9 protein-coding genes are annotated in these 13,821 nt (G+C 48.5%); 2 read left to right on the top strand and 7 right to left on the bottom strand.

Features of this window, described 5'->3' with window-relative positions; translation table 11 throughout:
- Nucleotides 1–31: 31 nt before the first annotated feature.
- The 7 genes from pncA to GmarT_RS22410 all read right to left on the bottom strand — a co-directional run bounded on the left by pncA (nucleotide 32) and on the right by GmarT_RS22410 (nucleotide 8,574).
- Nucleotides 32–631, bottom strand: a complete 600-nt coding sequence (gene pncA, locus GmarT_RS22380) for a bifunctional nicotinamidase/pyrazinamidase (RefSeq protein ID WP_002645647.1) — start codon at nucleotides 629–631, stop codon at nucleotides 32–34.
- Between the two features lie 12 nt (nucleotides 632–643).
- Nucleotides 644–1,333 carry an NUDIX hydrolase gene (locus tag GmarT_RS22385; RefSeq protein ID WP_002645646.1) on the bottom strand — a complete coding sequence of 230 codons (690 nt, stop codon included), beginning with the start codon at nucleotides 1,331–1,333 and terminating at the stop codon, nucleotides 644–646.
- A gap of 10 nt (nucleotides 1,334–1,343) precedes the next feature.
- Nucleotides 1,344–3,335: an NAD(+) synthase gene (gene nadE / locus GmarT_RS22390; RefSeq protein ID WP_002645645.1), complete on the bottom strand. Its 1,992-nt coding sequence runs from the start codon at nucleotides 3,333–3,335 to the stop codon at nucleotides 1,344–1,346.
- Between the two features lie 49 nt (nucleotides 3,336–3,384).
- Nucleotides 3,385–4,860, bottom strand: a complete 1,476-nt coding sequence (locus GmarT_RS22395; RefSeq protein WP_149303257.1) for a nicotinate phosphoribosyltransferase — start codon at nucleotides 4,858–4,860, stop codon at nucleotides 3,385–3,387.
- Nucleotides 4,861–5,329: 469 nt separating this feature from the next.
- On the bottom strand, nucleotides 5,330–6,370 hold the full coding sequence (locus GmarT_RS22400; protein WP_044238428.1) for an NAD-dependent epimerase/dehydratase family protein: 1,041 nt from the start codon (nucleotides 6,368–6,370) through the stop codon (nucleotides 5,330–5,332).
- Between the two features lie 169 nt (nucleotides 6,371–6,539).
- A complete protein-coding gene (locus tag GmarT_RS22405; protein WP_002647046.1) occupies nucleotides 6,540–7,409 on the bottom strand; it encodes a glycosyltransferase family 2 protein in 870 nt (289 codons plus the stop codon).
- Nucleotides 7,410–7,503: 94 nt separating this feature from the next.
- Nucleotides 7,504–8,574 (bottom strand): NAD-dependent epimerase/dehydratase family protein, encoded by a 1,071-nt coding sequence (locus GmarT_RS22410; RefSeq protein WP_002647045.1) that lies wholly within the window; start codon nucleotides 8,572–8,574, stop codon nucleotides 7,504–7,506.
- 1,293 nt (nucleotides 8,575–9,867) lie between these two features.
- Here GmarT_RS22410 and GmarT_RS22415 point away from each other — a divergent pair.
- Nucleotides 9,868–11,433 carry a hypothetical protein gene (locus GmarT_RS22415; RefSeq protein WP_149303259.1) on the top strand — a complete coding sequence of 522 codons (1,566 nt, stop codon included), beginning with the start codon at nucleotides 9,868–9,870 and terminating at the stop codon, nucleotides 11,431–11,433.
- Nucleotides 11,434–11,789: 356 nt separating this feature from the next.
- Entirely contained in the window at nucleotides 11,790–13,280 is a 1,491-nt protein-coding gene (locus GmarT_RS22420; RefSeq protein ID WP_002647042.1) for a hypothetical protein, read from the top strand.
- The last annotated feature ends 541 nt before the right edge of the window (nucleotides 13,281–13,821 follow it).

Genomic DNA, 13,821 nt, shown 5'->3' on the forward strand with positions numbered 1-13,821 from the left:
TCGGATTTCAGATCCGATATTTTCATTTGATTTATTCAATAATTTCTACGCCTGCGTTCTGCATTTCCTGGTAAGCGCGATGCACGTCCCCCGGACTGAGATCAACGCCTCGACATCCACGCAGGCTCAGGCTGGTCTGGAAGCCCAGTTTCACAGCATCTAAAGCTGTCCATTTCACACAGTAGTCAGCAGCCAGGCCCAGTACCGTAACGGACTGCACCCCCTGCTCTTTCAGATATTCACCCATGCCGGTCGACTTCTGATGGCCGTTATCATAGAAGCCACTGTAACTGTCGATCAGCCGGTCGGTTCCCTTGGGAAAGATCCTGTCAAGCTGGTTCTGTTTCAAATCCGCATGCAATTCCGCGCCCCGGGTTCCCTGCACACAATGATCGGGCCAGAGAATCTGTTCCAGGCCCGCCAGGTCAATCTGCTCTCCGATCTCTCGATCGGGATGCTGACTGGCAAAACTCAAATGATCGGCGGGATGCCAGTCCTGCGTCGCGACGACCAGATCGAAGTCCGACATCAACTCATTAGCGATCGGAACGACCTGATCCCCCTCGGGAACGGCCAGCGAGCCGCCGGGCATAAAATCATATTGCAGGTCCACCAGAATTAATGCGCGCATTGTCTCTATTTCCTAAATCTCAAAGTGAAAGCCCTGTTTTGTCAGGCGTTTGTATTTGCGATGATCGAATTTGTAGAGTCGGGCTGCTCGATGAGCTACGTCTGTCTCTACTTCATCCAGTTCGATCAGAATCCCCATGCTGAGAATCTTTTTGCGGAAATTGCGTTTGTCGAGTGGTCGGTCCAGGATGACTTCATACAGATGCTGTATCTGACGCAGCGTAAACTTGGGTGGCAGTAGTTCAAAACCGATCGGTTGGTAGCGGACCTTGCCTCGCAGCCGTTCGTGCGCCATTTTTAAAATCATCGGATGATCAAAGGCGAGCGTGGGCACATCATCCACGGCGAACCAGGCGGCGTTGCGGGCGTCTGTCGCTGCCTGGACGCGGTGATCGGAGAGATTGACCAACGCATAATAGGCAACCGTCACAACCCGTTCACGCGGATCCCGGTCTACCGTTCCAATCGTATAGAGCTGTTCCAGAAAGACGTTTTCAATGCCGGTCTCTTCCTGCAGTTCCCGGCGGGCAGCTTCTTCCAGCGATTCTTCCAGACGGACAAAGCCTCCCGGCAAGGCCCAGTCCCCTTCAAAGGGGGGCAGATCCCGTTGAATCAACAGCACCTGCAGATCGTCTTCGTCCAGGCCGAACACGACACAGTCGACGGTTAAAGCGGCCCTGGGATATTCATAACTAAATTTCATTGCCTGTCCTTCAGTTTAAACTTTCTTCGTCAATGAAAACGCGCAGCTCTTCCAGTTCCCGTTGATAGCTGCCTGAGAGAATCGGAAAACGACACCAGGTTTTGGGGTCCAGATTTTCATCGTCCAGATGAAATGAGGGTGCATAACGTTCGCGCTTCCATTGATTGCGCGACCAGAGTTGGAAGAAGCGGATCACCCAGGCAGACAGCTGCGCAGGTTGATAGTCCGGAAACTGAGCCCGTGCCAGCCGATACAAATCGACGGGCCCCTGTTTATCCCGGATGGCAGCCCGTTCGATCCAGTCCAGCAGTTCATAAGGCATCAGATCGGTTTCATCGGTCTGATGGGAAGCTTCAGGTCGCAGTTCTGCTGTCGGCACCTGCTGGTTGACCAGCTTAAGGATCGGGAGATTCCCTGTTTCCACCGGTCCGGTTTTTTCCATCCAGAGCAGCCACTGTCTTAAGAAAGCTTTATCGATTCCCGAAATGGGCGAAAGACCGCCACAGGTATCGCCGTCCATTGTCGTATAACCGACCGCCGCTTCAGAACGGTTACTGGTGGCCAGCAGAAGAGCGTTCCGCAGATTGGCGATCATCCAGACGCCCGGTGCCCGCACACGGGCCTGAATGTTCTGCAACGCGATATCGTCCGTGTTCCAGTTCAACTCCCGCCCGAGCGCATCAGAAACAAGTTCGACATAGTTCTGCACGATCGCATCCACGTCTAGTTTAAGATAGTCAGCGCCAATCGCTTCTGCCAGTTTCGCTGCCGCCTGTTCCGTCGTATCGGAACTGTTGCGTGTTGCCTGATAGACACACGTCAGCAACCGGGCTGGCAGGTCTGCTGCTTGCGCGAGATCCGGAATGTGAGAGAGTTTCGACAGGAAGCTGTGAAGTCCCAGTTCAGCCACCCCCAGTTTCACCAGGAGCCAGACCAGAGCTGCGACGGCAGAAGAATCGGCTCCGCCACTCAGCGAAACCACAAAGCCCTGTGAACGACTTTTGCGCAGGTAATCAAACAGACCCAGCGCGACGGCGCGGGCAAACTCTTCTGATTTCACGTTCTGGGAAGCTTCCCAGGCAGCAGTTGTCTTTAGTGTGGGTTGAGGTTCAATCTTCGGGAATTGAAATGGCGCGACGACCCGATTTTCTGTCTTTCCCAGCTGATCTGGTTGAAAACTCATCAGTCGGGCACGGTTCATGCGTGTCAGATCAATGTCGATGACTGCAGTTGTGAGGACAACCGCTTTGAATGAGAGCCGGGGCCCTTCTGCCAACAGCGTACCATTACTGGCGATCAATGTTGCTCCATCATAGATGATTCGCCCCGCTTCGTTCCCCAGTAAATTGGAATAGATATAGCTGACTCCATAGGCACGTGAGCTTTCCAGTACAAGTCGACGGCGAATGTCCTGCTTGCCAAAGGCGAAGTGGCTGGCACTGGGATTGAGGATCAGATCGACGGCCGCCTGCGACAGATCGCGTCCGGGACGCCGGGCAGCCCAGGCATCCTCACAGATTTCAAAGCCGATCCGGATGCCGCCACAGTCAAAAACCAGATTTCCGAGTGGGTAAGATTGACCTTCGATTTCCACCTGGCTCACATGCGGTGAATTCCAGGCTTTGAACCAGCGAGGTTCGTAGTGAATTCCGTCCCCCGCCAGATGATTTTTCGCAACAAAGCCCAGAATCCGTTGATTGGATATCAGGCAGGCACAGTTATAGAGTGCGCCTCCATAAAATAAGGGAAGCCCGACGGAAACAACGATTCCTTCCGTCAGGGGAAGCAGTTCCTGCAATGCGTGCAGGGCTCTCTGCTGCACATCCGGCGAAAAGAACGCATCTTCACACCCATAACCGGTAATACACAATTCCGGTAGACTGATCAGACTGGCCCCCTGATCGCGCGCGGTCGAAATGGCTGTTTTTATATTTTTGACATTGCCTGCCCAGTCCAGTGGCGTCTGGTTAAGTGCAACGGCGGCGACCTGTACGAGTTGCATGGCTGATTATCTCACTTTCTACCTTTCTTCCATTTTTGTTCGGAATTCACTACATGGGATGAGGATGCCGGGCTCTGAGAATTTCCGCGGTTTTAAATTCATGCAGTTCCTGTTCAAGCCCCACGGGATATTGATGTGGGGCCGTATGTCGGCGGATACTGGTATGGAACTGCGACAGTTGCTGCTGGACGCGCTCTCGCATCTCTGGCAGCGATTCGCAGTCTCTAACTACTTTCCCTGACCGGACGACGGGAATCAGCAGATCTTCTGCTCTCAAATCACGACTCAGCAGACGACGTCGTGTCGGATCCAGGGGATCCACCACAATATCACTGACAGGCTGCGGATTTAATTCATCATAGATCATATCTGCAATCGCTCCTTCGGAATTAAAGAAGCGGCGGACCTGTAGAATACCGGGAGTAGACGTCTTGATTGCCTGCTCCGACAGTTTCAGTTTGCGTTCCCACTCCCCGGATTCATTCTGAATTGCCCCGAGCTTGTAAACGCCTCCCAGTGCCGGCTGATCGTAGGCTGTCACCAGTTTTGTTCCCACGCCCCAGACAGCGATGGTTGCTCCCTGTGCTTTGAGACTGGTAATGATGCCTTCGTCCAGATCATTACTGGCTACGATGGCAACATTGGTTAAGCCGGCTTCATCCAGTAACTGCCTGGCTTCGATGCTCAGATAGGCCAGGTCACCCGAGTCCAGTCGAATCCCTACCATCTCGTGACCGGATTTTCGTAGCTGAAGCCCGACTTGAATCGCATTGCGAACACCATCCAGGGTGTCATAGGTGTCTACCAGGAAGACACAATTATTGGGCATCGCATCCGCGTACTCTTCAAATGCAGCCAGCTCATCATCGAACGACATGACCCAGCTGTGGGCATGTGTGCCTTTAACGGGAATCGAAAACAGTTTACCGGCCAGCACGTTCGACGTGGCGGCACATCCCCCCAGATAGGCGGCGCGACTGGCGGCCAGTCCGCCATCGATGCCCTGCGCTCGTCTCAGGCCGAACTCCAGGACCGGGTCAGATCCGGCAGCGGCACAGATGCGGGCGGACTTGGTGGCAATCAGCGACTGGTAATTGACCAGATTCAGGAGCGCCGTTTCCAGTAACTGACACTGCAGAACAGGTCCTTTCACCCGCACCAGTGGTTCATGCGGAAAAACGACTGTCCCTTCGGGTACAGCATCGAGATCGCAGCGAAGTTCCAGCCGACTCAGGTGCGCTAAAAACTCTTTCGAAAAGAGTGGCGCGCCATCATTGCCCTGCAGACCGGCCAGGAAATCGACATCACAGTCGGTGAATCGAAACTGTTTGATGTAGTCGACGACATACTCCAACCCGGCCGCAATCGTGAATCCTCCCTGAAAGGGATTCTTCCGAAAAAACAGATGAAACACTGCTTCCTGTTCAGAACGACCTGATTTCCAGTAGCCCTGAGCCATCGTCAGCTGATACAGATCCGTCAGCAGGGCCAGAGGGGTTTGATAAATTTGCGATATTTTCGACATCACTCTTCTCCTTGTTAGTGTATTTTCGACACTATCTGAAAAAAAGTCAAGCAGCAATTGCCGATTTAATGAAGTTTATCGCACGCTAGCGGACTTCTCACACGAATGTATTCGAGAGCACGAATCGTGTCCTCTGACTCTGCAGACGCCGATCGACAGTATGAAGCGGGAGTAGAGAAGTTCCGTTTCTTTCAGATTCTGCTTTTGTCCAGGAGGTACCTGTCAAGATTTCGCCCCCCTGGTGCGTGCTCTAATCAAACAGACGGAGACAGGTAATCAGACTTTGAACGATTCCTCTTTGATCTCTACTGCGGCTGCTTTCCCTAAAAAAAATATCGGCTACCCGGGAGTAGCCGATATTCTGATTTCTGAACGAGTTTTCCGAGCCAGCAGTATTATAGATACGCGTTACCGCAGGCTAAAGAATCCTCTATTTCTTTGTCTGGCGTGATCTAGAGAAGGGTTACCTTCAGACACGCTGTTCCCAGGATTGAACCACTTCTGAAAAGATATCATCCAGTGATTTTGTGATTCCCCATTCCGGGTAATCACTTTTCATGTGATCCAGATTGGAATAATAGCAGATATGATCTCCGGAACGGTTTTCGTCCGAATACTTCCAGCGCATTTCTTTTCCGGTCAACTGGCTGACCCGATCAAATGCGTCCAGGATGGACAGGCTGTTCTGCTTTCCACCACCAATATTGTATACGGCTGCCGATCTCGGCTTATCGATAAACTGTTCAATAAAGCGGATCACATCGAGTGAATGGATGTTATCCCGCACCTGCTTACCCTTGTATCCAAACACGGTATATTCACGTTCCTGCAGATTGCAGTTTACGAGAAAGCTGAGGAAGCCATGCAGTTCTACCCCGGAGTGATTCGGGCCGGTCAGACAGCCACCCCGCAGACAGCAGGTTGGCATATCAAAGTAACGACCGTATTCCTGAACCATCACGTCTGCTGCCACTTTGGATGCCCCGAAAATGGAATGCTTCGATGCATCGATTCGCATTGATTCATCAATTCCATTTGCGTAGGCAGGATCATCATACTCCCAGCGCGTTTCTAATTCTTTCAGTTTGATTTCATTAGGTGCGTCGCCATAAACTTTGTTTGTGCTCATGGTAACGAAGGGGCTTTCCAGACTGTGAAGGCGGTTCGCCTCCAGCAGGTTGATTGTCCCGACCGCATTGACGGAAAAGTCCGTTAGAGGAAAATCCCGCGCTTTATCGTGAGAAGGCTGGGCTGCACAATGTACGGTGGCATCGAACTTTTCTGTCTGATACAGCTCCATGATGCTGTCAACATTTCGAATGTCCAGATTCAAGTGACGGAAGTTTTTCGTGCTGTCCAGCAGACGTTTTAATGACCAGCTGGTATCACCCGCCTGCCCAAAAAATTCAGCACGCATGTTGTTATCAACGCCAACAACTTCCCATCCTCGCTGGTCGAAATAAGTAACGGCCTCTGATCCAATCAGGCCACTGGAACCAGTTACTAACATTTTTTTGGTCAATGTTCTACTTTCTTTTATTCTTACAAGACTGATCTGTTCCCCGCACTGTGCAGGAAAAAAAGAAATCGAGTTTCCGTTAATTTTAATCCGTTAAAACAGCTCCCAGGGACCAGAGTTCTTCCATCTGACTGATTAGAAGATAACCGGTTGAATCCTGTTAAGCCGCTTTTTTGATATTTTCATCCTGTTCAATTTTAGCAAGGCGAGAACCGACTTCCTGAATTTCTCCTTCCAGAGTCACCAGTCGATAATTGAGGACTTCTTCACTCTTGGAAGATTTCCTTTTTGAAGAGAGTTTTTCAGCAATGACATCGTCGTGAATCAAAATGCGTTCGGCAAATACTTTGATAAACGTACTCATATAGCGTCTGCCCATGGCGCTGAGTCGTAAATTCGATTCGCCCCAGGTTCGACCCGACCATTTAATGGGAATCTGTGTAATCGTATAATTTCGTATGAGTGCAGACAGAGACATTTCGACGGTAATATTAAAGTGACTTGCACAGTACGGTCCGCAGGCTTCAATCACTTCGCGACGATAGCCTTTGAAAGCATTGGTCAGGTCATTGAATTTACACCAGAAGAGCCACTTCAGAGAATAGTTCACAATTCGATTGACGACATATTTAACGCGAGGATAATCCTCAACTTTACTGCCTTCAATAAATCGGGACCCGAAGACGCAGTCGTACCCCTCTTCCAGCTTTCTGTAGTAGGCCACGACATCATCGGGATGATCGGACAGGTCCGCCATGTAGACAACGATGTAATCCCCGCGGGCTGCACTCAATCCGGTTCGAATCGCACGTCCGAAGCCATTTGGCGGCGAACAGTTGATATAACGCACCCGCGCGTCATCTGCAGACAGTTCCTGCAGTACCGCTTCAGTTCGGTCCTTACTGTTATCATTGGCGACAACAATTTCGAATGGAATCTCATTCCTGTCCAACTCACTGGCTAATGCGTGAATTGTCGCGCCAATGTTTTTTTCTTCGTTATAAGCGGGAATTACAACCGACAGCAACATAATGAAACCTCTTGTAAAAACGGACTGTTCACTTATGCGTAAAGATTACTGGTGATATGAGATACAGCAGAAGATTTAATCTGAGTGCCCCTGACTAACCTAATATTTTCTGCAGGCCTGGAGGACTTTGATCTATCCAGTTATAGATTGATTCAACCGTATCCTTCATTTTGCGTTGAGGCTTCCAGCCAAAATCCTGATTGACGCGCGAGTTATCAGTTAAATAAATACGGAGATCGACAGAAGATGTTTCTTCCTCTTTTGAGAGGGGAACTGACCGTCCCGTAATTTCCTGGCAGAGTTTTGTCAATTCGAGTAGTGAAGTCGAAGCTTCGCGACCACCGCCAACGTTGTAAGGTTTTGCATTCCACAACTCTTTGTGCTGGAGTTGCTTTAACAGCAGATCGGTGAAATCGTCAATGTGCAGGACATCACGAACCTGCTTCCCTGTACCTCCGAAGCCTTTGTAACAGAGGGGCTTTTCAAAATAATGTCGTGCCACCCATAACGAAACGACTCCCTGATCGACCTTGCCCATTTGCCACGGCCCGGCAAGTACGCCACAGCGATTGACCATGACCGGCATGTTGTGCAGGTAATGATATTCCTGGAGTAAATACTCGCTGGCCAGTTTAGTAGCCCCGTATAAGGACCTGGCCCCCGGCAGAGGAAAATCTTCTGTCACTCCCTGAGAACTGACGCCTGGAACCGCCTGATCGTCTAACCATTCGTAACGGGTTTCCCCTTCTTCCCAGGCCAGACGTTCCAGTGTCTCAATCGGATAGATTCGACTGGTGCTCAGTAACATGAGCGCCGCGTTATTCTTTCTGGCTGCTTCCAGGCAATGGGCAGTCGAAACCAGATTATTTTCGATGAGTGGCCAACCGCTGCCGGTTGTTCCCTGATGCACTGAAGGTTCCGCAGAACAGTCAATCAGCAGATCAAAGGCAGGTAAAGATTCCCAGTCACTGGGCAGTCTCACATCCCCGTGGACAAATTCCACTCCTAAATCTTTGAAACGTTCCAGGTTCAGCTCACTGCCACGACGACGCAAATTATCAAATGCGATAATACGTGAATCCGTCTGTTCATGCAGGGCATGAATGATGCTGGACCCAACAAAGCCGGCACCACCAGTCACAACGATAGTTTTGTGTTCGATCATAATTTGATAATAATTGTGTAATTAAGCAGCCCTGATCCGTTTGAATTTCAGAGACATACTTCGTCTCTCATTACGGTTTTAAGCTGGCAGTAAAACTGATTCGGATCTCTGAAACCTGCGTCACAGATCTCATTTATTTCATTTGCGTCAGAATATTACTGATATTGATAAAATGATAAAAGACCAATTCCATCATCATTTGTGAACCAGTTCTTTACGCGCTGGTCAATGTGACGAATCTGTTTAAACTCTTGATATAAAAGGCTTAAGTCCTTTTCAGTATCAGTCTTGTTTAGAACCATGCACAGCCTGAACCAGACTGTGTGCCGTTTTACTGTAGCGTCTCCGGCTCAATCTGGTCCGAGTATCAGAGACTGAGAGACGTTAAGATTATCTGTAATGCAGACAAGAGCCTGTTGCAGAGAGCCCGCCCGGATCTGGAACCAGTTCCTTACATTAAGGAGACTAATCGACAAACAACTGCTGTCTCTGTTCGATCGGATATCGCGGTTCTTGGAGTTCGCTGTCGTTTCCCCGTCTTGCAATCAAATGAGACGACGTCTGTCTGTTCCTCAGTGCCCCGCCACCCTGAACGAAAAGAATCGCTTTTTTTATACTTGTGTCCTATTGGTATACCCATCATCGCTATCAAGTCTTAATATGCCAGCACACAGCATTTAGGGAGTCGTAATCGAGCAGGCCCTGATCGCGCCACGCTGGAGAAGGTGGTTTTTGATGATGCATTTACCTCATCCTCGGAAGGGCCAGTCTTAACCCAAACGGGACCACAATTGACCTCCCTGATGAGTGAAGTAATGAAACAGGTCACCGTCATTTTTTCGAGTGACCGTGTACGGTCCAGAAGTAACTTTCAGAGGAATTGCGAGCACGTTTTTCTTTGAAAGGCAAATAACAACCCGCCTGGTCAGAACCAAATTCAGATTCCCCCCATAACCTCGAGCCTCGAACATGTTGAACAGCGCGTTACTTTTTGCTGAAATTTCGCTATTGAGCGGCTGCTTTCTGCTCTACATTCATGCCATCGGAACAATCTTTAAAGACAGATTCTCGAACACACCAGCTTCGGTCCCCCCGCTATTCCTGGGGTTGATCAGTTTATTTTCCTTAGTTTATCTGCTGACCATGGTGACGCTCTACCAGAATGAACTTGCTCACTATCTACACTATTTTTTTCTGTCGAGCGTTTGTCTGACAGTTGTACTTGCCTGCTTTTCGAAGAGTCCGATTTTCAACAGGAACATTGTTGAAAATTGCGTCATTTTCAGCGTTGCCATGTTTATCATTCTGCTCTACCAGTTTTACCCTTATGAGTATTTGACGAATGATATCCCCACAGATAATTTTCTTCATGATCTCGCATACGATAACGTGATTTCGTTATGGTTCGCGGAATCGCTGCTTCGTGGCGAGCTTTTGGAATTTGGGGACTGGCTGGGAAGTGACCGACCACCATTGTTCTCAGGCACCATACTTTTCCTGAATGCGACGCAGCTGCCCGTGGACCAGGTCTACCTGTTGATCGGGATAGCCGTACAGGCAATCCTCATTCCCGTTGTGTCTGAATTTGTCGCCGGCTTAAGCAAGCGAAAACTGACAATACCGGAGAAACTTTTTCTTACCTTCATCGTGATTTCGACGCCTGTCTTTATCCATAACGTGGCCTTTCTCTGGCCCAAACTGTTCGCAGCCATCTTCATGATCATCGCGGTAGATCTACTTTTTTTTCAACCCGAAAAATCCATCAGGCTTACTATTCTGACTTCCATCTCCATGCTGCTTTCGTTCCTGGCGCATGGCGGATCCGGCTTCGCAATTCTCGCCGTTGCTTTGATCTACATCGTCCGGATCAGAAAAAAAGAAGAACTTTATCGGGGATTCCTGATAGCCGCTGTATTTTTTGCTGGATATACACCGTGGATTTTCTACCAGAAGGTCGTGCAACCTCCGGGTGACCGACTGCTCAAATGGCATATTCTTGCGCAAATCGATATCGTGCCCGAAGGGGTTGGCCCTCTCTTCGTCAAAAAAATCAAAGAGATGCATTATTTTGACATTCCAGTCAGGACCTATCAGTCCTTCCATAATCAGATCCTGGAAGGCTTCCCACAGATAGTGAGCACCCCCAGCATCGATCGGTTCGCCGAGCTCTCATTTTATAAAATACCGTTCTCCGTCGGCGTACCGTTATTTATAACGGCCCTTTGCCTGTTATTCTATCGGGATAAAAGTTTTAAGACCGTAATGCTGATCGCATTCGTGAATGCCATCGTCTGGTTTGCCCTGCCATTCAAACCCGTCTGGTCTATTCACGAGGGTACCTACTTTCTACCCATCATGATTATCACGGCAGGTGTGTATGGTGTTCTCAATCTGCGTTCCGGAAAATTGCCTGTGATGCTCACTTTGGTTGGATTTGGAATCGCAAACCTGGTCATCATGGACTGGCACAGGATGTACTTGTTTGAAAATACACATCTGGTTCCGCACGATGTCTACAAAATGGTTGATATTACGAACTATAATGGCGGGAAAGATTTTGATAATACCAGCATTGAAAATCTTTCCGTTTTCGGAAGCCGTCTGACAACGGATGCGGACACTGCTGATTTTAAGCTCAGTGCTGTCAATGGTGATGCGATCTACTACATCACGGGACCGGACGCAAACGGTCAGACATTAGAAGTCTACGGAGACGGCAAACGAGTCCTTGAACTGACCGACACAAAGATTCATCGATGGAAAAGACTGGATGTTGGAAGATTCGAGAAGTTGCAGATCAGATTGGTGGACAATGGGAAAAACTGGGGACAATGGAGTGCAATTGCCGTTCGAAAATAAATGAGCGATTGGAAACAGTTGTCGAACGAGTGTCAGATTTCCTTTTCGGTTTGATACGCCCCGGGACCAGGAAGTTCGTCGACTCAAAAGAAAGCGAGATCATGCCCGGGGAAGTCATCAGAGGAATGATATCATTGAATACCCTGATGACTCATCTTGCCCCTTCATCTTGTCATTCTCTACGAAGTTCGTTATCAATTCAGAATGTTTTATTAAAAAAGCCGTCTCGATAAGTCTTCGCAAGGAGCAGGACAGGATTATCATCCCCTGTTCTTTATTTGATTTACAGCAGACACTGCAGATTTCTACTTAAGCAGCCAGAGTCATACTCATTATATCAGACCAGGAGCATTTTAGTGGCATTGAATATCAAGCCCACCCTGCTTACAAAAATCACCATGGGTTCCTTTTTACTCTTTCTCATCTTGAATGGTGCTTATTACCTTCTGTTGGGTCTTAATATTCAATTTTTAAAAGCAGAATCAGGAATCTACCTGGCAAATGCAGGCAAAGCTTCTGCAGAAGGCTTTGCGTTTATCATCCCGATCATGAAGAATGGATATAATGGTCATTTTGCCCCGCTGGCGTTTCTGGCGGAGTTCTGGCAGTCCCAATTATTCGGTACTCATGAAACGTACTGGTTCTGGCGTCAGATGGTCGTCGTTTCTCTATTTATGACCTGTATCTCTTTTTTTTCCATCAGCCTGGCAATGCTGGAAAGCGATCTCAAAAAGCCAACTATTCCAACCAGCCTGGCAGGCATTTCCATTGCGGTGATATTTGGGTTTCAGCCGATCGTAACCACCTTAGTCTCCTGGCCGTTCATGGCGATTCAGCTTTTTTGTTTATCGTTGGCAATCCTGTCGTTTCTCTACCTCATTAAGTTTTCAAATTCCAACTCGCGTACACACTTGTGGCTGGCGCTCGTGCTCGCTTATTCAACGATGCATGTTTTTGGAACCGGACTGGCAATCAGCGTCTCTGTTTTATTTACAGCGACGATTTTAATCGCTCTCCGGTGGTATGCTGCAGGCGAAGAGAAATCCGTTCTGAGGCAATCGTTAACCCCCGTATTCGTGCTGCTCGCATTCACCATCATACATACTGTGTTAATGGTGAGATCAGTTGGGGGAACGCCTCCCAGTGAGAGTGTCAGCATTGGTGTCAGTATTGCCCGCTACGGCGCCATCTTTATTGAATTACTTCATACGTCACTCAGATCCATTTGGGCGCAAGGTGGAATTCTAAATCCTGAGATGCGGGGAATGGGGGCGGATTCCTGTTACGGATGGGGACTGATATTTATTCTCTCAGTTACCATGTTTTCGCTGATGCATTCCTATCTGAAAACTCCTTCGGAAAAAGCTTTGTCGCGCATCACGATCACGATGTTACCAACTCTGACATTGATCATTATCGTAGGAATGATTACCTACCGAATTCGAACAGAGCCTTCCAACAATGTGCTCATTGGTTATATCAATACAGACCGCTATCTCATTTTCAGTTCATTTTGCGGTCTGGTCTTCATAGCCGGTTTGTATCTCATTTCGAAAGTGAAACTTTCTGCCAGCTCCGCGGCCGCATTTCTGACAGCTGCGATAGTATGCGTCTGTGGCAACGCGGTTTTCATGCATAAAGTGCCGTATATTATCTGGCCGGAAAAATTAATCTCACATACCGACTACTGGAACGGCATCCTCAATTCGGTGAAAGACGACACAGATTATCAAAGCACCAACTGGAATCAATCGATGAAAACCGTTACTGATTTTGATATTACCCCTTTGACTTTTCAGCAATTAATTGAAAACGACTTAGAGGACAGAGGTCAAAAGCGCCCCTGATCTAAACGGAGTATTTTGATCGCGATTTTTTACAACGCTGCTCTGGATACTGTTTCTATAGATGAAAGCAGCAGCAGCACTCAAACCTTCTGCGAGTTAAGAACGGGAACAGCTGACTGGACATACAGTGAGACTTCGATGACTCTTTGTGTGGATCGTGACAAATGAGTTCCGGTTTCATACAAAGCTCATTTCAATGAACATCAGACAGCTGAATCTCCCCATTTTTAAGAACTGGAGTCCTTTGTGTTTTCAAATCTTAAGAACTGTAGCCCGGCGAAAGTAACAGCTTTTTCCCTGTTATTCTTCCTGCTGCTCAACGGTGTTTACTATCAAATAATCGACTTGAACATCGAATATCTGAAAGCAGAATCAGGTGTGTTCTTAATGCATGCCGCTAAGTCCCCTGAAGAAAGCAAGGCATTTTTTGACGAATACGTCTACTCAGCCTACCATGCTCACTTCACGCCAGTAGTTTTTTTGGCGGAATATTATCAGTCTAAGTTATTTGCCACATGCGAAACATGCTGGTATTGGCGAC

The organism is Gimesia maris (assembly GCF_008298035.1).
Lineage (GTDB): Bacteria > Planctomycetota > Planctomycetia > Planctomycetales > Planctomycetaceae > Gimesia > Gimesia maris.

Excerpts from the sequence above, each read along its gene's own strand:
- GmarT_RS22410 (WP_002647045.1), bottom strand. The coding sequence starts at position 8,574 with ATGATCGAACACAAAACTATCGTTGTGACTGGTGGTGCCGGCTTTGTT.
- pncA (WP_002645647.1), bottom strand. The coding sequence starts at position 631 with ATGCGCGCATTAATTCTGGTGGACCTGCAATATGATTTTATGCCCGGC.
- GmarT_RS22400 (WP_044238428.1), bottom strand. The coding sequence starts at position 6,370 with ATGTTAGTAACTGGTTCCAGTGGCCTGATTGGATCAGAGGCCGTTACT.
- GmarT_RS22385 (WP_002645646.1), bottom strand. The coding sequence starts at position 1,333 with ATGAAATTTAGTTATGAATATCCCAGGGCCGCTTTAACCGTCGACTGT.
- GmarT_RS22405 (WP_002647046.1), bottom strand. The coding sequence starts at position 7,409 with ATGTTGCTGTCGGTTGTAATTCCCGCTTATAACGAAGAAAAAAACATT.
- GmarT_RS22415 (WP_149303259.1), top strand. The coding sequence starts at position 9,868 with ATGTTTATCATTCTGCTCTACCAGTTTTACCCTTATGAGTATTTGACG.
- GmarT_RS22395 (WP_149303257.1), bottom strand. The coding sequence starts at position 4,860 with ATGTCGAAAATATCGCAAATTTATCAAACCCCTCTGGCCCTGCTGACG.
- nadE (WP_002645645.1), bottom strand. The coding sequence starts at position 3,335 with ATGCAACTCGTACAGGTCGCCGCCGTTGCACTTAACCAGACGCCACTG.